The sequence below is a fragment of the Clostridium sp. UBA7791 genome (assembly GCF_002480755.1).
GTDB classification, from domain to species: Bacteria; Bacillota; Clostridia; order Clostridiales; family Clostridiaceae; genus Clostridium_J; species Clostridium_J sulfidigenes.
This window is the reverse complement of record NZ_DLCT01000005.1, coordinates 304535-326677: the sequence shown is the minus strand read 5'-3', so window position 1 is coordinate 326677 and position 22143 is coordinate 304535. Positions and strand designations below refer to the sequence as shown.

General features: G+C 29.4%; 20 protein-coding genes. 4 read left to right on the top strand and 16 right to left on the bottom strand.

The genetic code is table 11. The features are described from left to right. Nucleotides 1-30 precede the first annotated feature (30 nt). The 10 genes from B3Z56_RS07005 to nagA all read right to left on the bottom strand — a co-directional run bounded on the left by B3Z56_RS07005 (nt 31) and on the right by nagA (nt 9494). Entirely contained in the window at nt 31-303 is a 273-nt protein-coding gene (locus B3Z56_RS07005) for a hypothetical protein (protein ID WP_346847394.1), read from the bottom strand. Nucleotides 304-379: 76 nt separating this feature from the next. After that, nucleotides 380-1135 (bottom strand): exodeoxyribonuclease III, encoded by a 756-nt coding sequence (locus B3Z56_RS07000; RefSeq protein WP_346847393.1) that lies wholly within the window; start codon nt 1133-1135, stop codon nt 380-382. 154 nt (nt 1136-1289) lie between these two features. Continuing rightward, nucleotides 1290-2318: a hypothetical protein gene (locus B3Z56_RS06995; protein ID WP_346847392.1), complete on the bottom strand. Its 1029-nt coding sequence runs from the start codon at nt 2316-2318 to the stop codon at nt 1290-1292. A 92-nt stretch (nt 2319-2410) separates the two neighbouring features. Then, nucleotides 2411-3844, bottom strand: a complete 1434-nt coding sequence (locus tag B3Z56_RS06990) for a HAMP domain-containing sensor histidine kinase (RefSeq protein ID WP_346877285.1) — start codon at nt 3842-3844, stop codon at nt 2411-2413. A gap of 4 nt (nt 3845-3848) precedes the next feature. Beyond that, on the bottom strand, nt 3849-4532 hold the full coding sequence (locus B3Z56_RS06985; protein WP_346847390.1) for a response regulator transcription factor: 684 nt from the start codon (nt 4530-4532) through the stop codon (nt 3849-3851). 124 nt (nt 4533-4656) lie between these two features. Further along, entirely contained in the window at nt 4657-5667 is a 1011-nt protein-coding gene (locus tag B3Z56_RS06980; RefSeq protein ID WP_346847389.1) for a substrate-binding domain-containing protein, read from the bottom strand. A gap of 141 nt (nt 5668-5808) precedes the next feature. After that, entirely contained in the window at nt 5809-7083 is a 1275-nt protein-coding gene (locus B3Z56_RS06975) for an MFS transporter (protein ID WP_346847388.1), read from the bottom strand. A gap of 90 nt (nt 7084-7173) precedes the next feature. After that, the gene (truA, locus tag B3Z56_RS06970) at nt 7174-7914 is read right to left on the bottom strand and encodes a tRNA pseudouridine(38-40) synthase TruA (protein ID WP_346878516.1); all 741 of its coding nucleotides are present in this window, start codon (nt 7912-7914) and stop codon (nt 7174-7176) included. A gap of 125 nt (nt 7915-8039) precedes the next feature. Beyond that, nucleotides 8040-8351, bottom strand: a complete 312-nt coding sequence (locus tag B3Z56_RS06965; protein WP_035130235.1) for a hypothetical protein — start codon at nt 8349-8351, stop codon at nt 8040-8042. A 33-nt stretch (nt 8352-8384) separates the two neighbouring features. Then, on the bottom strand, nt 8385-9494 hold the full coding sequence (nagA, locus tag B3Z56_RS06960; protein WP_346878515.1) for an N-acetylglucosamine-6-phosphate deacetylase: 1110 nt from the start codon (nt 9492-9494) through the stop codon (nt 8385-8387). A gap of 360 nt (nt 9495-9854) precedes the next feature. On the opposite strand from nagA, the gene pdaA reads away from it, so the two are divergent. Together pdaA and B3Z56_RS06950 are read left to right on the top strand one after the other, a co-directional pair. Further along, the gene (pdaA, locus tag B3Z56_RS06955; protein WP_346847385.1) at nt 9855-10871 is read left to right on the top strand and encodes a delta-lactam-biosynthetic de-N-acetylase; all 1017 of its coding nucleotides are present in this window, start codon (nt 9855-9857) and stop codon (nt 10869-10871) included. Between the two features lie 224 nt (nt 10872-11095). Continuing rightward, the gene (locus B3Z56_RS06950) at nt 11096-12646 is read left to right on the top strand and encodes a PLP-dependent aminotransferase family protein (protein ID WP_346847384.1); all 1551 of its coding nucleotides are present in this window, start codon (nt 11096-11098) and stop codon (nt 12644-12646) included. Between the two features lie 53 nt (nt 12647-12699). Here B3Z56_RS06950 and B3Z56_RS06945 read toward each other — a convergent pair whose 3' ends face one another. The 6 genes from B3Z56_RS06945 to B3Z56_RS06920 form a co-directional block, all read right to left on the bottom strand. Beyond that, nucleotides 12700-14361 (bottom strand): SulP family inorganic anion transporter, encoded by a 1662-nt coding sequence (locus B3Z56_RS06945; RefSeq protein WP_346847433.1) that lies wholly within the window; start codon nt 14359-14361, stop codon nt 12700-12702. Nucleotides 14362-14602: 241 nt separating this feature from the next. Then, nucleotides 14603-15793 (bottom strand): [FeFe] hydrogenase H-cluster maturation GTPase HydF, encoded by a 1191-nt coding sequence (gene hydF, locus B3Z56_RS06940; RefSeq protein WP_346877280.1) that lies wholly within the window; start codon nt 15791-15793, stop codon nt 14603-14605. 18 nt (nt 15794-15811) lie between these two features. Continuing rightward, entirely contained in the window at nt 15812-16864 is a 1053-nt protein-coding gene (gene hydE, locus B3Z56_RS06935) for a [FeFe] hydrogenase H-cluster radical SAM maturase HydE (protein WP_346878514.1), read from the bottom strand. Nucleotides 16865-17146: 282 nt separating this feature from the next. Continuing rightward, the gene (locus B3Z56_RS06930; RefSeq protein ID WP_346878513.1) at nt 17147-18523 is read right to left on the bottom strand and encodes a hypothetical protein; all 1377 of its coding nucleotides are present in this window, start codon (nt 18521-18523) and stop codon (nt 17147-17149) included. 197 nt (nt 18524-18720) lie between these two features. Further along, a complete protein-coding gene (locus B3Z56_RS06925) occupies nt 18721-19755 on the bottom strand; it encodes a M42 family metallopeptidase (RefSeq protein WP_346847380.1) in 1035 nt (344 codons plus the stop codon). Between the two features lie 183 nt (nt 19756-19938). Beyond that, on the bottom strand, nt 19939-20361 hold the full coding sequence (locus tag B3Z56_RS06920; protein WP_346847379.1) for a GNAT family N-acetyltransferase: 423 nt from the start codon (nt 20359-20361) through the stop codon (nt 19939-19941). A 256-nt stretch (nt 20362-20617) separates the two neighbouring features. On the opposite strand from B3Z56_RS06920, the gene B3Z56_RS06915 reads away from it, so the two are divergent. Both B3Z56_RS06915 and B3Z56_RS06910 read left to right on the top strand, forming a co-directional pair. Continuing rightward, complete coding sequence (locus B3Z56_RS06915; protein ID WP_346877276.1) at nt 20618-21088, top strand: hypothetical protein; 471 nt, start codon at nt 20618-20620, stop codon at nt 21086-21088. Between the two features lie 11 nt (nt 21089-21099). After that, nucleotides 21100-22125 (top strand): DUF3885 domain-containing protein, encoded by a 1026-nt coding sequence (locus B3Z56_RS06910; protein WP_346878512.1) that lies wholly within the window; start codon nt 21100-21102, stop codon nt 22123-22125. Nucleotides 22126-22143: the final 18 nt, after the last annotated feature.

Here is a 22143-nt window from a genome sequence, read left to right as displayed (position 1 = left end):
AATTTAACTGGGGATTTTTCAAACTATAATTTAAATTTCTTTAAACTGCACATTATGTGCATAATGAAGTAGTAGATCTCTTTGTACTTCTATTATGGATGTATTAATATTTTCTCCATGAACCCTTAAAGTTACATCACTATGGTCTCCATATCTTTTTAGAAATTTATCCATATCTGAACGTTTAATACTAATTGGCAAAGTATCTCCATTACTTCTAAGTATCATTCCCACAGTTCTTCCTTCATTTCTAAATTTTCTTCCCTTAATTTTTAAATCTCTTAAACTAGCATCTATTATCATAGTAACCCCTCCATATTTACTTAAGTATAATTTTATATATTATATTTAAGTTTATGGAATAATATTACTTTAAATGTTAAATATTAATTTCAACTTCTACTGGACAATGGTCTGAACCTAATATCTCTGTATGTATCTTAGCTGAAATTAAATTTTCCTTTAATCTTTCTGAGGTACAGAAATAATCAATTCTCCATCCTGCATTTTTCTCTCTAGCTTTAAATCTATAAGACCACCAAGAATATGTTCCTTCTAAATCAGGATAGAAATTTCTAAAGGTATCTATAAATCCAGAATCTAATAATTCAGTGAATTTATTTCTTTCTTCATCAGTAAATCCTGCATTTCTTCTATTATTTTTAGGATTTTTAAGATCTATCTCCTTATGAGCTACATTTAAATCTCCACAGACTATCACTGGTTTATTTTCATCTAAATTTTTAAGATGTTTTCTAAATTCATCTTCCCAAACCATTCTATAATCAAGTCTTTCTAACTCCGACTTAGAGTTTGGAGTATATACTGTTACAAGATAAAACTTTTCAAACTCTAAAGTAATTACTCTACCTTCTTTATCATGTTCTTCTATTCCAATACCATAGGATACATTCATAGGTTCTATCTTTGTAAATATAGCAGTTCCTGAATATCCTTTTTTTTCAGCATAATTCCAGTATTGATGATATCCTTCTAAAGCAAGTTCTATCTGCCCACCTTGAACTTTACTTTCTTGAATACAAAACATATCTGCATCTACTTCTTTAAAGAAATCTAAAAATCCTTTTTGAACGCAAGCTCTAATGCCATTAACATTCCACGAAATCAACTTCATATATACTACCTCATTTCCAAAATAAATTTTAAGTTATAATAACTTATAACTTAAAACTTATTTTATTATTAGCTATAGCTTATCACTATAAGTTTAATGTGATTCTATTACCTTACTAATTATTGTAACATATAGTATATATTTATTTACACTACTATGGAGTAAATTGTCTACTAATTGATGCAACTATACTATTTTTCATATCCACTTTACATAGTAAAGCTCTTTCTGCAGAGATGTCCTTCTTATACTTATCTATATGCTTTTTAAAAGTATCATAATTAACTGTTTGAAAATCAATCTTATTATTATCTGGGTTTACTTCATAGGCTAATAAGTTCATAGCTACATCCTTAGATACTTCATAAACCTTTGTTTCAACTACAGAATTTCTAATATAATAGTCATCATAAACTATATAAGTTCCATCCTCTTCTTTTATAGCTTTATTATCCTTTTTAGCTTCTACTAAGGCATCTTCTCCAGTATAAAATTCTACTTCATCGAAGGATATATAAATAACATTATTATCTGTGTAAATATCTTTTACATATCCAATTCTACTATCATACATATTCTCTTTTATATTTAAGGTAGCATGAACATTTCTTCCATATTCCTTTGTCACCCCATTGTATGAATATTGTCCAGGTTGATTTAATATATCTATCTTTGATTTTTCCCAAAGAACATAATCCTTTATCTTATTGTTATCTACAATTACTTCTACCTCTTCTGGTAAAACAAATGAAAGGTCATCTTCATATATATCATAAGATAACTCAACTCCTTCCATTTTTACCCTTATACTAGTAAGAATCTTTTCCATATTTTCTGTATCAACCTTATTATCAATAGCTAATTTTATAATATAGTAAGCATCATCGTACCTCTTTTTCTTTATATACTCATCCTTTATATCTGTATATATCTGCTTATCATTCTTTCCTTTTGTTATTGCAGCTTCATAGGACTTTCTAGCCTCTGCATATTTTTTTTCTTCTAGAAACTTATTGCCCTCCTTTATATACTTTTCTATTTCATTTTCCTCAACTTGAATATCTTTGGCTACATTTTCAGATAAAACAATCTCTTTATCTTTATTTTTGCATCCTCCCATTATAACTGTACCAGTGACCATAACAAAAGCTACAGAACACAATAGAAATTTATTTATTTTCATTTTCAAGCACCCCTTACTTAATAACTTTAATATAAGTATATGATGAAAATTTTAACAACTATAGTAAAGTTATTTCCAAGTTATTAACAAGGTTATTTTATACTTAATGGCATATCTACTCTTACAGTAACCTTTTCTCCATTTATAATATCTATAGAACCTCCATGATCTTTTATAATTTCACTGCATAGGTATAATCCGAGTCCTCTACTTTCAGATTCTGAATACTTATTAGATTTTATAAAAGCTTCAAAAATATGATCATATATTTCCTTAGGAATAACTCCTGACATACTCTCTACTTCTATAATATATTTCTTCCCTTCTATTTTCCCATTTATATAAAGATACTCTTGTGATTTAGAATATTTTATACCATTATCAATTAAATTTATAATAAGTTCCCTAATCCTGTTACACTGTGCTGATACTATACCACTTTCTAAATTTCTTATAATTTTCATAGAGTATTTTTTAGCTTTTATACTCATGTCATCACTTATCTCATCTATAAGTTTATCTATTCTAATATCCTTAAATTCTTCTGTAGTATAAGATAATCCCTTGGATATTTCTATTAACTCTATAATTAAGTGATGTAATCTTTCACTCTCTAGATATATTCTTTCTATAGCTCTTTTCTTAAAAGCCTCATCCTTTACCATCCCATCATTTATCATCTCTGCATATCCAGAAATAGCAGTTAACGGTGTCTTCATTTCATGAGTCACATTATCAAAAAAAGCTTTTCTACTTTTCTCTAATTTCTCTACCTTTTGTTTTTCTTCTTTTATTGTATTTATTTGTTCTTTTATTTTTTCTTTCATACTATTAAATTCTCTTGACAATATAGCTATTTCATCATTTCCATGAGCATCTATATAAAAACTATAGTCTCCTCGTCCAACTTTTTTTACGCCTTCTGTCAATGTTATTATAGGCTTAGTAACTTTAGTTATTATGAAAAAGCATAAGCTAAATATAAAGAATAATATAATACCTTCTACAACAGTTATAAATAAAAGCATCCTATTATTTTCACCATAAACCTCACTATAATCTTTTATAATACTAAGAACCCCTAGATTATCTTCATTCACAAAAATAGGATAGGACAGAATTCCATAGAGTTTTTTATCTTCATATTTAAGATTAACAATAGCAGTTCCAGATCCAGCATTTTTATTTCCACTATTTAATATTTCCCTAAAAGATTCATCTACGTTCTCACTTAATATCTTGCCATCTGTATCACTTATTTCTACAGTGCACTGGAAATTAGATGATATATATCTATTTAAGTAATTGCTTTCTTTAACTAAGCTATCTTTTTCATACTCTAACTCTGTAGCTAGCAGTCTATATTTTATAGCTTCTCTAGTACTATACATAATTTCATTTAGTGAATTACCTATGGATGTCTCCATTCTAATAATTAATATATTCCTTATGGATAAATTCAATATTACTCCAAAAGTTATAATTATAGATAGTATAGAAAATATAAATTTTACTCTTATTTTCATATTATTACCTCATCACATATCCTACCCCAAATACTGTATCTATAAGATATCTCTCATTTTCATTATCTAATTTACTTCGAATTCTTCTTACATGAACATCTACAGTTCTAATATCTCCATCATAATCATATCCCCAAACTTTATTAAGAAGTTCTTCTCTTGAAAATACTCTATTCCTATTCTTCACTAAGAATTCAAACAAATCATATTCCTGTGGTTTCAATCTGACTTCTTCTTCATCCTTTAATACAATTCTACTATCTATATTTATTTTTATATGATTTGAAACTTCTAAAAATTCACTTTGGCTCTTCACTTTGTACTTTTCTACACATCTAAGAGCAGTTTTAACCCTTGCAAGGACTTCCTTTATATGAAATGGCTTAGTTATATAATCATCAGCTCCTAGCTCTAATCCTAAAATTTTATCTACTATATCATTTCTTGCAGTTAATATTACAATTGGAATTAAATACTTACTATTAATTTCTTTACATAACTCGAAGCCACTTTCATCTGGTAAATTTAAATCTAACAAAGCTAAATCAGGTTTATAATTTTTTACTAATTCTCTGCCTTCTTTAGCCGTAAATCCACATCTTACATTATATCCTTCACTTTTTAATGCAGTATATAATATATCACTTATAGATATTTCATCTTCTACTATTAAAATCTTTATACCCATATCTCTCTCCCAAATTAAAAATTATCCACTAATTATAATATACAGCTTCATATTATATATGGCAAATATATGAAGTAACTGTCTCAAATAAAAAATCCCCATCTATATTAGATAGGGATTAAAACTATATTCTTTCTACACTTTCTCTTATAACTAATTCAGATGTATACCTATACTCTGATTGTTCTCTTGGTTGTCGTAAAATTATAGATATTAACTCTTCAGTGGCTTTTCTAGCCATTTCTTTTATAGGTTGTTTAAACGTTGTAAGTGCTGGCGTTATAATTTCAGAAAAAACCAAATCATCAATACCTATAACAGATAAATCATATGGTATAGATATCTTAACCTTATTAGCAACTTTATAAACTCCATAAGCAATAACATCAGAACAAGCTACTATAGCTGTAACCTTACTTTTACAATTTAAAAGTTTTTCCGCTCCCTTAATACCAGTTTCTACATCATGCATAGAAGAGTGTGTCCATTCATCATCTATTTCTAAGCTATGATCTTTCATAGCTTGTCTATACCCTTCCATGCCATCTCCACAATTTGCTAACCAAGGTGTTCCATTAATACACCCTATATTTTTATGTCCTAATTCAATAAGATATTTAGTTGCTTCATAACCATCCCTATAACTATCTAGATATACATTGCAAACGTCTTCACTACTACTAATGCTACGATGAATAGCCACCATAGGATACTTAATTCTTAATAAATCTTCAAATTGCCAACTCTCCTTTATTAAACTAGGCGCAATTATAATGCCATCTACACAGTGCTCTCTCATTAGGTTAATATACTTATGTTCATTTTCTGCATCATTATATGTACTGCAAACTAATATGCTGTATCCATGCTCCTCTGCCGTTTCCTCAATACCCTTAATTATTCGTGAAAAATAAAAACTAGAAATATCCGGCAAAATAACCCCAATAAGCTTAGTTTCTCCATTAACCAAACTCCTAGCCATGGCATTCGGTTTATAGTCAAGCTCCTTAATTAAATTTAGTATTCTCTGTTTTGTCTCCTCTGTAGTTTTTGCTGTCTTTCCATTAATAACATTAGAAACCGTAGTTGCCGACACTTGGGCAATCTTCGCAATGTCCTTTATTGTAACCCCCATACAGATTCCTCCTACTTTATGTCATTTATTAAGCTATAAATATATTATATATGATACTCTATTAAACTACAATAGACCATATGCTCCCCCACATTTATCAAGTAAGCACATGGTCTATGTTAATTATTTTATCAACTTCTACTATTTCTTATATTCAATATGTCTAGCCTTAAAATTACAGGAACAAGATCTATTTATCGTAGTACTTGTCATATATCTTCTAACCTTAAGATAGAAAAATATAGTAGCACAAATAAGTATAATAAAACCGTATAAATAATTATATCTATATCCCAAGTTATTCAAAATAGTTCCACCAAGAAAATTCCCTATAGCTAATGAGAATCCATTAGCTAGCATCTTTAATGATGCAAATATATCTCGATGCTCTATGGCTATATTACTCATCATCAGACTATCTAAAGAGTAAATTATAAGACCAACAGATATACCTCTAATAACTAAGAAAAGTATAAACAATTCACTGCTAGAAACCACTGCTAACATAAAACAACTGATAATTGCAATTATAAATACAGTCAGGTTAAATTTCTTTACCCCCATCCGTTCTATAATCCCTGGCATTAAAATAAGCCCAAACATACTTAAAATAGTTAATGAAAAAGTTATATAAGATATTATATTATTTCCTAAACCAAAATAATTCTTTAATATTAAATTATTATAAGGTGCTACACCACTAAATCCTATGGCGTTAATAAATAAAAGCATAGAAAAAAGTCTAATTTGCTTATCAGACTTTAAGCATTCTATTGTTTTCCTCATACTTTTCTTTACTTCTTCATTCTCTGCTACATTAGTTATATCCTTAGGTAGCAATAAGCATCTAATAGTTGAAGTCACTATTAGAATTATAGCTGCTAGTAGAAATAACTTTTTATACCCTATTCTCGCAAAATATTCTATTCCTGTTATATTTCCAGCTATTAGTGCTCCTACAGCTCCGGCTATTAAATTTACGGAATACTTATAGCTATAGGCACAACATTCCTTTTTACCTATAGTATATGAATACAACAATTGTAACTCTGTAACATTTATAAGACACGTACCTATATTTATAAGAATTTGACCAAACATAAGAATTATCATTGCTCTAAACCCCATATGAAACCCAACTCCTATGGCACAAATTAATAATCCTATACATAAAATTCTCTTTCTTCCAAGTATTTTAATAAATGGTCCTACAAAAAAGCCTGTCAAAGTAAATAGAGAGCCTAGAGAAAATATTGTTCCTATAGCTTCAGCTGATAAACCTATAAAATCATAATATAAAATTTGCAAAAAGAAAAACATTCCCATGCCCAGAGCACATAGAGCTTCACTCGCTACCATTATATGTATATTTCTAGGAAATGTCTTTATTATTTGTAACGTCTTTAATTTACCCATTTTATGTCCACCTTAAATAATCATTCTCTATTTAGGGTAAACAAAATTTCAATACTTATACAAAAAGAGAGCATTATTGCTCTCTTAAAATTAATTATATTCAACTTCTTTTAAGCATAATCCTTTAGCCTGAGCCATTGGTCCAGCTTGTGCTCTCTCTTTTGCCTCTAAAATTTTAGCAACATCACTTGGCTTTAACTGATTTTTCCCAACTTCTAAAAGAGTTCCAACTATTATTCTAACCATATTTAAAAGGAATCCATCTCCATTGACTTCTATTTTAATAATCTCATCATCCTTTGTTATATCAATATAATTTATAGTTCTAACAGTGGATTTATTATCTGATTTTAAGCTTGTGAAACTCTTAAAATCATGGGTACCAACCAAAATATCTGCAGCTGCCATCATAGCATTTAAATTTATTTCTTCTTCAATGTGGTATGTAAATTTTCTATTAAATACATTTCTATATTTTCCATTGTTTATAGTATACTCATAGGTTTTTGCCTTTGCATTATATCTAGAGTGAAATCTTTCGTGAACATCAGTTACTGATTTTACAACTATATCCTCTGGTAAAAATTCATAAAGATAGTTCAAAATATCTTCATTGGTAAGGGTAGATTTAGTATGAAAATTAGCTATATAGTTTTTAGCATGTACTCCTGTGTCTGTTCTACCACAACCTATAACTTGAATATCTTCATTAGTCATCTTACTTAATACATTTTCAATTTTATCTTGTATAGTAGCAACATGATCCTTTTGCTTTTGCCATCCTTTATATCTAGTTCCATCATATTCTATTACCATTTTTAAATTTCTCATAAAATCTCCTTTATTATCTCTACTAGTTAAATTCTCTATAGAATAAACAGAGTTCTAACTCTTAGCTCATTCCAATTAAGTATATACTCTTTACTAAAATAAAGCTATAAAATTATGTAGTTATATTATTTAACTGTCTTGCAATTTTTAATTATCCCTTGGTAGAGGTATTCTAAATACTCTACATCCACATTTTCAGCCTTTAAACTATCAATTCTTTCTCTAGCCTTTTCTATAGCCTCTTTTGCTTCTGCATAATCCCTTTGTTTTATAGCATTACTGGTATATTGAAGCAAATAATCTACTTTTAATACAATTTTGGCTAAGTCTTCTCTATCATCATTTACTAAATCCAATAAAAGAGAATATATCTTAGGGGATGAGCTATTTCTATGAGTATTTAAAAAGTCATTATTTTTACTATTTTTCTTTGCCATAATATAATTTCTCCCTTCTTAATCCTAAAATTTTTATCTATTTTCAAACACAACTTTTCCTTTACATAGAGTCTTTACAATATTATACTTATTATCTAATATTACTATATCACAGTCCTTGCCTTTATCTAGACTACCCTTCCTATGAAGTATATTTAAATTTCTAGCTGGATTTGTACTTGCCATAGTGACAGCGTCTTCTAAGGTACATCCAGTGAATTTTATTATATTCTTTACAGCATCTATCATAGTTAAACAACTTCCAGCTAAGGTTGTATCTTTAAGTCTAGCTTCATTTCCAACTTTAATAACATTTTGTCCACCAAGTTTGTACTCACCATCTTTTAACCCTTTAGCTTCCATAGAATCTGTTATTAATATTATTTTTTCCCTTCCCTTTATTTTATAAACAGCTTTTATAGTGTCTTTGTGAAGATGTATTCCATCACATATTATTTCTACACCTAATTCATCAAAAGTAAAACCAGCAGTAACTACTCCAGGTTCTCTATGATGATGAGAGCTTTGTCCATTGTGAAAATGTGTAACACTGGAAAGACCCTTTTCTACTGCTATTTCTATTTGAGAAAAAGTTCCATCACTATGCCCTACTGATGGAATAATGTTATTATTTGTAAGACATTTTATAAATTCGAACTTATTGTCTAATTCAGGAGCATAAGTAACCTTTTTAATGTTATTGTGAGAATGTTTTATAAGCTCCTTCATTATCTCACTATCTGGGGTTAAAATATAATTCTCAACCTGAGCTCCCTTATACTTTTTATTTATAAAGGGACCTTCCAAATGAAGTCCAATTATTTCTGCTCCATCTACTTCATTATTATCATTATGGTTTTTAACCTTTAAAGTATTATCAATAGCTTCTCTTATTTTTTTCAAACTTGCAGTCATGGTGGTTGGAAGAAAAGCTGTAACTCCTTCTCCTGGCAATTTATTAGTTAGATTTCTTAAACCTTCATAATCAGTGTCCATGACATCTATTCCGTATCCACCATGGGTATGCTCATCTATAAAGCCAGGTACTGCATAACATCCTTTTTCTATAACTAAAGACTCTCCATGGTCTGCAATTTTTCCATCTTTAATATATATTGTTGTATCTGTTAATACCTTTATCATTCCCACTGCCCCTTAAATCTTTATTTCTCATTAACAAAGCAATTATTAATATTCATATTAAATATATTTCCAATCTTACTATTTAAATGAAAAAACCTTGAAACCCGCATGAATAGAACAAATAGTTAAATAGTTTCCTATATAGCTATTTAGCTATTTGGCTATTTACCTATCTAAATAGTGAACTATGGAAATAGTACGATATTCTACATTTCATTATAAGATAATCTTACTAAAGGTTAAACATATTTTTATTACTATAGTAGAAAAACTTTTTGTATTTTTTATTAACTATAAACACATGCTATTCGTATATTAATTACTAAAGTCACTAATGATATTCTAAAAAGGAGGATTAATATGAGTAAAAAATTTATATGTAATTTAAGTTTAGTCCTTGTAATTATAAGTTCTTTTATGTTTGTTGGATGTACTTCTAACACAGGGTCTACCTCAAACTCAACTACAGACAAGGATGAAAATAAAAGTGTATTTAATACTGTGAAAGAAATTGATGATGAAATAATTAAGGGAGCTTCTCAAAATGATCAGAGAAATCCTTCATCCTCAAAAGATGATTTAGCAGTTAAGCCGTCAGAGGTAGATGAAAATATATCCAATGATAGCTCTAATAACCCATCTAATGAAGATCCTGCTCCAATAGCTTCAAAAATAGATACTACTAATCTTAGCAATGAAAAAATAGCATGGTGGTTTAAACCAAATAAACAACATGTGACACCAGAAGTAAATTTAAATTTAAAGTTTGATTTAAATAAATATGATGCTCATTACGTAGGAGATACTAGTAAAAAGGTACTTTATTTAACCTTTGATGAAGGTTATGAAAATGGATATACCCCTAAAATTTTAGATATACTAAAAGCAAATGATGTTAAGGCTATATTCTTTGTAACTTCACCTTATGTAAAAGATAATCCAGATATTATAAAAAGAATGGTAGAAGAAGGTCATATTGTTGGTAATCACACAAATCATCATCCTTCTATGCCAGATGTTACTAGATCAGAGGAGAAATTTAATAATGAATTTTCAGATGTAGAATCAAAGTTTAAAGAAATTACTGGTGAAAATATGCCACTTTATTTCAGACCACCAATGGGTGAATACTCCGAGAAATCTTTAGCTATGACAAAAAATCTAGGTTATAAAACATTATTTTGGAGTTTTGCATATCATGATTGGGATATAAACAAACAACCTGATCCAGTTAGAGCAAAAGATACTATAATGAACGGCTTACACAATGGCGCAATTCTTCTTGTTCATGCAGTTTCTAAGACCAACACAGAAATCCTTGATTCTATACTAAAAGAAGCCAAAGCACAAGGCTATGAATTTCAACTATTCCAGTAGATTATAAAATATATTACTTTAAAGATGCTCTTAAAATATTTTCAAAATACATTCTTCCTAAAATATAATAAGCAAGAAAAGGAGTATTAATACATTTGTAAGCAGTATTAATGCTCTTTTCTTATAATTATCTTCAATCTTTTCTTTACAATGTCATTACTTAAATATATAATTATTGTATCGTTACAATAATTATATTTAGAATAATGAAAGGAGTATTAATAATGAACTCTATTTCAATAGAATTAGATAAATCATCTACAATACCTATGTACCTTCAAGTAGCTAATAAAATTGAAGCATTAATAAAATCTAACACTTTAAAAATTGGTGATAAGCTTCCCCCTATTCGTAAATTAGCTAATGAATTAGAAGTTAATAATGTAACTATAGTTAATGCATATAAACAACTTGAGATAAACGGATACGTTAACGCTATAAAGGGAAGTGGATATTATGTAGCAGAGCAAGATAATATCTATATGAGTTATGATATTTCATCCTCCCCATCCAATAGTAGAGGTATAAATTCTGAAAATCTAGATTCACATAATACCTATGTAGCTTCTCCTAACTACCAGGAAGACTTTAAGCTTATGTCTAATGGTCAAATTGCTATGTCTTCAACTACTATTAACTTTGCTAGTGCTACTCCTGATCCAGGTATCTTCCCTTTTGAAGCCTTTAAATCTGCTTTAAATGAAGTCCTAGATAGAGATAAAGGTTACGCATTTGGATACCAAGAAAGCAATGGTTATGAACCTCTTAGGTCTTCTTTATGTGATTATTTTCTTCAAGAGTATGGAATAAATGCTACTTCAGATAGCATTCAAATAGTTTCTGGTGCTCAACAGGGTATCGATATAATTGGTAAAGCTCTACTAAGTCCTGGTGATTATGTTATTACAGAAAATCCTACTTATACAGGAGCTGTTGCTGTATTTAAATCTAGAGGAGCTAATATCATCGGTGTACCCATGGAAGCTGATGGCATAAACTTAAAGTTATTAGAAGCAAATATTAAAATATATAAACCTAAATTAATATATGTAATGACTCAATTTCAAAATCCTACTACAGCCTCTTATTCTGAAGAAAAACTTAATCAGCTATTAGCTTTAGCTGATAAATACGATTTATATTTGGTGGAGGATGATTCTTTATCTGGACTTTCCTATGATAGTTCTTTTAAGAGCAAAACCCTTAAATCTATGGATAGTAAAAATAGGGTTATCTATATCAAAAGCTTCTCAAAGCTTTTAATGCCTGGACTTAGAATAGGATTTATAATTTCTCCTAAAGCTATAAAAGATGAACTTTTAGCAGCAAAACATACTACTGACATTTCTTCTTCTGGATTAATTCAAAGAGCACTGCAACTTTATTTTAAAAATGGTTACTGGGAAAAACATCTAAAATATATGATAGAGATGTATAAAATAAAATATGATGCCATGAAATCAGAACTAAAAAAGCTTAAAATATATGGCATAGATTTTATAGATCCTAAAGGTGGTCTTAACTTTTGGGTAAAACTTCCTAAGGGCGTTTCTGCTAGTGAGCTATATGTTCAATGTTCAAAAAAAGATGTATTAATTGTTCCTTGCAATGTATTCTATGTAAATAAAGATAAAAATATAGATAACACTTTAAGACTTAGTTATGCTGCCACTAATTTAGAAGAAATTCAAGTTGGCATGAGTATAATCGCTGACTGCCTATCAATGCTTATAAATAAAGGTAAAAGAACCTCTTATATAAGTCCTCTTATATAAGAAAAATAGGTTCTGTATGCAAATAGTAAACTATTTATACAGAACCTTTAATTTTATCCCAAAAGCTTTCCTTCTATATTTATATACTCATGTGCAGCCTTTAATCCTTCTTCTCTCGTATTAAACACCGCTTCTTCACCTAAGGATTTTACAAACTCCATTTTAGTAAGTGCTTTTTTAGGTTGTAGTTGTAGATTGGATATTATCAGTTTTATATTGTGCTTATTACAATGATTGTGTAACCTTTCTAGCGCTGAAATTGCACTGGCATCTAATGCTTGAGTATGCCTCATGTCTAATAATAATACTTCTGCTGCAGTCTCAATTTTACTTATCATCTTAATAAAATCTTGAACTACTCCAAAGAAGAAAGGTCCGTTTACTTCATATATTAAAATTTTATTATTATCAATCTGTATTACTTCTCCATCTTTATTTCTTTTGCTTTTTATTCCTTGAACTTTTTTAATATCTGTAGTTTCAGCTAATCTTCTTATCCATAAGAACATAGCTAGAATCATTCCTATCTCTATAGCTACTACTAAATCAAATACTATAGTAAATATAAAAGTTAAAAGTAAAATTATAATATCACTTTTTGGTGCTTTAAGAAGGGATTTAAAGGTTGACCACTCACCCATATTATAAGAAACTACAATTAATACTGCTGCCAAAGTTGTCATAGGTATCATTTTAGCTAAAGGCATAAATAATAGCATTATTAATAATAAGGTTATAGCATGTACCATTCCTGAAATTGGACTTCTACCACCATTTTTAACATTAGCTGCTGTTCTTGCAATGGCTCCTGTAGCTGGAATTCCTCCAAATAAAGCTGAACCTATATTTCCAATACCTTGAGCAATGAGCTCCATATTTGAATCATGACTATCATCTATCATTCCATCAGCTACAACTGCTGATAGTAATGATTCTATAGCTGCTAATATTGCAATAGTCATAGCTGGCTTAAATAAAACTTTTATTGTTTCTATTTCAAACATGGGAATTGAAGGCACTGGTATACTAGATGATATTTGTGCATATCTACTACCTATTGTTTCTACTGGTAAATTAAATAACTGAACTGCTAGAGTAGATACAATAAGTGCTATAACGGAACCCGGAATAGTTTTATTTACCTTTGGCCAAAACACCATTATCAGTATACATCCAATTCCAACTAAAAGTGCAGTAATATTTAAAGTGCCCATATTAGAAAAGTAGCTTTGCCACTTAGGTATAAACTCTGCTGGTACATTTTTAATATTAAGTCCTAAAAAATCTTTAACTTGTGTAGATAATAAAGTTATGGCTATCCCACTAGTAAAACCTACAGTTATAGTATGTGGAACATACTTTATAAGATCTCCTAATTTTAATACTCCCATTATAACAAGCATAATTCCAGCCATAAGGGTTGCTATTATAAGACCATTAATACCATACATTTGTACTATAGTATAAACTATAACTACAAAAGCTCCGGTGGGACCTCCTATTTGCACTCTACTTCCACCTAAAAAAGAAATTATAAATCCAGCAACTATAGCAGTGATGAGGCCTTTTTCCGGAGATACTCCAGAAGATATACCTAGTGCAATTGAAAGTGGTAATGCTATTATAGCTACTATAATTCCAGCCATAACATCCTTCATTACTTGCTCTTTAGTAATCTTTTTCTCTTTAATAAGAGTAAAAATCTTTGGTGACATCTTTTCTCCATCCTTTACTTTAGCTTTAGTCACTCAACAATATTCTATTTTAATACTTATTTCTACCACTAAGTACTAAAGTAGAGTATCGTGGCAACGAACATAGCCTCAGGGGAAGATTATCGTCCTCTGAAGCCTAATGCTTATGCTATTATTTATGGGTGCAAAATAAGCTTTACACCCATAGATATTTTATACCTTGCTATTTGAATTGTCAAATTTATATTCTATATGGAATAATTTACATTTTATAAATTGATAAGGTTCGATCTAAAATACCTGTTAAATATGCAAGTATAACTCCATAGTTAGTTATAGAAACCTTCTTATCTTTGCACTGATTTATTCTGTTAATAACAGTTTTTCTATTTATCATACATGCTCCACAATGAATTATCAAATCATATTTTTCAATGTCCTCTGGGAAATCATGACCAACTCTATATTCATAATTAAGATCAAATCCTACATGCTTATTTAAAAGCTTTGGAATCTTAACTTTTCCTATATCTTCATGAGACACATTATGAGAGCAGCTTTCTGATATAAGTATTCGTGAATTTTCATTAAGGTCTTTGATTTTATTAGCCCCCTCTACAAATACAGATAGGTCTCCTTTATGTCTTGCAAAGAGCATAGAGAAACTAGTTAATTTAATATTAGATGGAACTATTTTATCTACCTTCTTAAAAGCTTGGGAATCTGTTATTACTAAGTCTATATCCTTAATATCTACCAGAGCAGATTCCAATTCTGTATCTCTTACTACATAACTTTTTATTCCATAATCTAAACAATCTCTTATGCATTGAACCTGAGGTAATATTAACCTTCCTTTCGGTGCTTCTGAATCTATAGGTACTACAAGAACAACCTTACTATTATAAGGTAATAAATCACCTATTATGGGAAGTTCCTCTTGATTCTCTTGTACCATAGCTATAATTTTTCCCTTTAAAGTTTCAATTCCTTCACCAGTTATGGAAGATACAAATACACCTTCAGAAAACTCATTTTTCAAATCTATTATTTTATTATTATTTAAAACATCTATCTTATTAATGACAAGGATATGTGGCACATTATACTTTTTAAAATTTAACTTTACTTCTTCGTAAGCTTTTATGTCTATATCATCAGAATCCATAACATATAGAGCTAAATCTGTCCTCTTAACTATTTCAAGAGTTTTCTCACTCCTTACAGCTCCAAGCTTGGTATCATCCCAAAGTCCTGCTGTATCAATAAATAGAACTGGACCAATTGGAATTAACTCCATTGCCTTTGAAACTGGGTCTGTAGTAGTTCCTCTTACATCTGAAACTATAGAAATTTCTTGTTTAAGAATTTTATTTAATAATGATGATTTTCCTACATTAGTTTTACCATATATAGCTATATGCGTTCTATTAGAATTAGGTGTAGTATTCATTCTCTCTCTCCTTCTAATCTATTGCTTACGTATCCAGTCTAAATTATCTCCTCTAGTAATATCTAACTGGAATCCTGCACTTTTTATTCTATTTTCAATACAATATCTACATTCTGCTGCTTCATCTCCAGTGCATATCTTTCCATCATAAAGAGAATATTTCTCTCTCACACTTCTTGGTGATAGGTTAGGCATAACAACATTTGCTCCAGCTTTAATTCCCATCTCCCTTCCCAAAGGATTAATACTACCTAGTGCTGTAGTAGCAGGTAATAAAATATTTGGGACTAAAAGTCTTACTAAAGCTAGCATAGTAATAGTTTTTTCTAAAGTTCCTGATTTACAATCCTTTAATACTGTGTCCTTATGGGGTATAAAAGGACCCAATCCACACATATGAGGAGATAGTTCTTTTATAAATCTTAAGTCATTAACTAAATCCTTATTTTCTTGTCCAGGTAACCCCACCATAAATCCTGCCCCTATTTGATATCCTATTTCCTTTAGGTTGTATAGGCATTGTCTTCTATTCTCAAAGGTAGCACCTGGATGAAATCTATCATAAAGTTCTTTTGTAGCAGTTTCGTGTCTTAATAAGTATCTATCTGCACCTGCATCATAAAGTTTCTTATAGGATTCATAACTTCTCTCTCCTAAAGAAATTGTTATAGCATTTTCAAGATATCTTTGTTTTATAGCTTTAATAACCTGTACTAATCTTTCATCTGTATAATATGGATCTTCCCCTCCTTGTAATACAAAAGTTTTATATCCTAGTTCATCTCCTAGGTCTGCACATTCTAATATCTCTTCTAGAGTAAGTCTATATCTATCAGCATTTTTATTTTCTGCTCTAATTCCACAATAAACACAATTCATGCTACAGTAATTAGTGAATTCAATGAGACCTCTTATATATACTTTATCTCCATATACTTTCATCCTAGTTTCATGAGCTTTTTCTATTAAATATTTTTTACTTTCTTCATCCAAATTATCTAATATGTACAATAACTCCTCTGAAGATAAATTATTAGTTAAAGCTAACTTATCTATTAAATCTCTTATCATAATTTTCCCCTTTACAATATAATTTTATAATATACTTAACCTAAAATAAAAGTCTAGCCATCTTAATATAGAAAGAAAGCTAGACCCATAATATATAACAATAACTATGGTTCTGGTTTTATAGTTTTCTTTCAGATTAGATTGTTTTATCTTTTCCGTTAGATTTTTAAACCTTTACATTTATTTTTATGAAAATTTAAATTTAGTATTCCATCTTTAGAATAATACTTTATTATAATAAATTCAAGCCATTTATTGCAGTGACTTGAATAAACCAATTATTTATTGATTATTATATAATCTATTATAATAAGTTTCGTCTATAGAAGGATTCTTTATAATAATTACTCCTTGAAAATAATCAGTAGTTACCCCTGGTTTTTTCCCTATAATTCCTCCAACTTCTTCCCCAGCTACATCTTCTTGTGAATATAAGATATCATCTGGAAATGGAAAATATATAGGAGTAAATTTTCTTTTATATGGACTTCTTGAGTTGTTTAAATCTATTACCATATCCTCTTTATCTAACTTTATTTCTTCGAGGAGCGTATTTAAATCTTCTCTTGCTGCATTTATTTGCATATGTGTATTATCAAAATTAAATTTACCTTTTTGGTATATAACATTAATCCCTAAAACCTTATCCTTAAATTTCTTATCCTTTGCAATTTTTGCTCCTAAAAAATCTACATCTAAAATTTTATGTTGATAGCTATATATCTGGTATACATGGATATAACATCTTTTCATATTCATATCTTTATAGAAACTATTCAAATTATCATATAAATATTGAGAATACTTTTCATTTCCATTTGTATTATTTGAATCATCTTGATGATATGTTTTCATAATTTCTTGCAAATTTCTTATATTATCTAAAACAATTTTTATGTTATTTAAATCATCATTTAAAGCTTCTTTATATTCTTCTTCATTGGCATTAATATCACTATAAAAATTATCAATATGCTTTAAAATTATTTCATTTCTTTTTTCTAATTCCTCATCATTACTTATATTTGTTATAATCTCTTCACTTTTTAAGTTTTCCAAAATATTATTTATATTTTCTATCTGCTTATCTGTTAAATCAGGATTTCTACTAATTATCCTTTTAAAATATAAGTCAACAGATTGAACGGACTCATTTATTCCTATTCCCATTATATTTAATTTTTTATTATCGGGAAGTTGGCTATTTTTTAGGTATAATTTTTTTAGCATTTCCTGCTTTGAATCTCCAATAAATGCATATCCCATAGAACTATTATTATATGATTCTAATAAGGATTCATCTCCAGTCTGTAAGTATTCATTTATAATTGCAGCTTCTGCATACCCTACATCAACTAAAAAATATTTTAACTTCCATGTATCCATTAAGTAAGATATAAATTTATATTGAATTTGCGCATTCTCCTTTATTCCAATTTCTTCATTAGTCAAAACTATCTTTTTATCCTTTACACTATCATCAAAAATTTCTAATGCAGAATAATCCTCATAATTAGTGAAATCTATATTAGAAGAATTTTTGCCTATATAGCTTTTCTCATTAGCTGGCAATGATATGTACATTCCTCCTATTAAAAGGATAAATCCTATCACAAAGGCAAGGGTAATAATAATTTCTTTTTTTATTTTATAATTCAATATGTCTCCCCCTTTTTATCGTAAAATTCATATCCATAATATATCTAAATTATACTTAATATTGAATTATATGTAAACCTAATTATACTTTGCTTATATGTTGTTATAGATTTTTCAATATCTTTAATCATGGGGAAAATTTCTTGTAGAAATAAGACTCAACCTACCATATCTAATGATAAATTGAGTCTTAATAACTATCTTGTTAAGTAAGCATATAATAATTTTATTGTTCCTTCTAAAGCTGTGTAGTGAGTTCTTTCCATTCCATGGGAAGCATGAACTCCAGGTCCTATTAGTGCACCTTTAATATTATTTCCACCACTAAGTGCTGCTCCAACATCTGAACCATACATTGGATAAATGTCTACAGCATATTTTATTTCGTTGCTTTTAGCAAGATTTACTAGGTCTGTAGTCATATTAAAATCATATGGCCCATTAGAATCCTTAGCACAGATAGAAACATCATATTCTGTACAAGATAAATCTTCTCCAATACATCCCATATCTACAGCTATCATTTCTGTTATATCTGATGGTATATAAGCTGAACCATGTCCAACTTCTTCATAAACAGATATAAATACTTTAGTAGTATAGGTAGGAACTATCTTTTCGCTACTTAATATATGAAGAAGATTCATTAAACATGCAACGCTACCTTTATCATCTATAAATCTAGATTTCAAAAATCCACTTTCTGTTATAGTAGTTTTAGGATCTATAAATATAAAATCTCCAGGGCATATTCCTAGTTTTTCTACATCTTCTTTAGATTTTACAACTTCATCAAGTCTTACTTCCATATTCTTTGGATCACGAGCTTTAGATTTTGCATCTTCAAATACGTGAGCTGCTGGACTTGTACTTAGGAATGTTCCATTATATATTTTTCCTTCTCTAGTTCTAACCTTACAATATTCAGCATCTAAAGTAGGAACTATTGGTCCTCCAATTAAAGTAAACTTTAAAGTACCTTCGCTAGAAATAGATCTTACCATAGCTCCTAATGTATCTACATGTGCAGATAACCCTATTACTTTATCACTACTTTTTCCTGGAACAGTTATAACTCCACAGCCTTTAACAGTCTTTTCAAAAGCATAACCTAGTTCTTCTGTCATTGATTGGATTTTGTCCATAACGTCATAACAAAATCCACTTGGGCTATCAATAAGCAATATTTCTTTTGCTGTATTTAGAACCTTTTCTTTGTTTACTGTTATCATTTTTCGCCCTCCCGATAATATAAATTTTATATTCCTATTATTCTTTAATCTTAGATATAAAAGTAATTAATTTTTAAAATATCTAAATAATTATAATAGTCATATAATTTAGTCTCTCTAAATATTATAATATTCATCTATAAATTATTAAAGGGTTTATAATAATATTTTTTATAAAGTTTTCTATTCAATAAATCCCTTTTCTTTCATATTTTCAGCATTATTAAATAAAGCCATACCAGTTTTCATCTTTCTAAAATTAAAGCTATTATAGAATCCTTCTTTTCCCATAGCAGCATATAAAATCACATTGCATCCTGGCAATGACTCAAGTATAGTGCTTACAATTAACTTTCCTATTCCTTTACCTTGATACTGTGGCAATATGGCTACATCATAAATTGCACCTTGATAAACTCCATCTGATAATGCTCTTCCAAATCCAATAAGATTATCATTATCATATACAAATATAGCAATATAGCTGTTTTCAAAGGCTTTCTTATGGGTTGCTTCATCAAAATACCCCATACCTCCCAGCTTTAATATTTCTGGTATCAAGCTCCAATCTACATTATCACAGTTTTTTTCTATTTTTATATTCATAATATCGCTCCCAATTATGTTCTTTCATGTTAATTATTCATTCTTATATTTATCAATTTTTAAGGTTTTATATAATCATAGCATTATTCTTGTTTCTTTACAATTTCTTCTTCTTTGCTGCTCATATTTAAGCCGTTGATGTATTTGTCTGGTCATGGTAAAATGATAAAAAATACAACCATGCAAATATTTACTAAAAGGTAGTTGATGAGATTTACGCTTATAAATTGAATTTATATGATAGGTGGTGATTATTTTGAGCAAAGAGTTTGAGATACAAGGCTGCGTAGAAGTGCCAATGAATCTATCTGAAGATGAATTTTTCAATAAATTTATTGGTTTTATTGAATCCAACAACTGGTCATTTGGTGGAGGTATCAATGAAATCATTGATGGATTTTATATTAATGCTGATGGCACAAAAGGAAAATATGTACTTGAGGATATGTCCGAAAACTTGTATGATAACCTAGCAAATGAGTTGTTTCAGTATCATTCCTTAGCTGCATTGTTATATTTGATAAATGCAGGGCGTGAGCTTGAGTTTTCATACAAGGAGATAAAATGCTTTATTTCAAAAAACGGCTCTGCCAAGACGGTTTCTTTGTGGATATCCGAGGATGAGCAGGCATTTGATAGCATAGAATCCCTAATTGAAAATGCTGTGTTCTGCAATCAACAGTTTATGCATATATTCCATGACACTACATTAGAAACTCTTTTTTAGGAGGATGGCTTATGATAATGAAAGACACACCATTTGTAATTTCTTGGTCAAATCTCTGCTGGATTGATGATTCTGAAGACGCTCCAAAAGATTTATGCCTACACGGAGATGTTACAGTCACAATCGGAGATACACGGTTAAATTACTCATGCTGTACAAGTGCTTCTGCACTACAGATGCTTAGAACCTTAACACATGATCATGCGATTACTCCTTATGAACAGATGCTTCCTTGTTGTGGTAACAGTTTATTTGCATCTGACACTTTGAGTGAAGTAACAATAATTGGATGCGATAATGGTATTGATTATTCTGTTACGCACAAGACAGATGTGGTTGTTATCCAAACGGAAGAAGGAACCACTTACACGGTTTCATTGCTAAAATATCGAAATGAGGTTTTACGATTTTCTAGGGCTGTTGAGAAGTTTTATAACCAGTGTTCACCTAAAATTTTACCAGACGAACCTTATGAAAGAGATGGATATTTTGCCTTTTGGAGCGAATGGTCACATCATACGTATGAAGCAATTGGAATGTTTAGAAACCAATTGTTAAACCAATCATTATTAACTACCCACTTCTGTAAAGGGTTTCCATTAGAGTGTGATAATCCCTATGATGATGCTCTAAATGCAAGAACGGAATATATTGATACTTGCTCTCAGCTTGCCATAAAGCTCTATATACAGAAACATTTTACTAATAATTTAGCCGTTATTTATGAAGATAAATACAATCGTGCGGTAAAGAACGAAAAAGAATTTGTTGAGTCATGCCTTGCAGCGGCCGAAAACCAAACCATTCCCTTTCATTGGACTGACGAAGAAGAAACCTTTCATGGTATAAGATATATATGGAAAACCAATAAAATTGATATTGAAACACTTTTTCGTAAAATAATTACCTCTGATTTAGGGGATAACACAGAGCTTGATTGTTCTGTTTACATCATAGACCTTGAAACAGGAACTGTGTTTTTCTTATATGACGACAGAGGTATTGATATTTTTGAGGAATTAACTCAGTACACTTAAAGTCTCTATTACATTAAA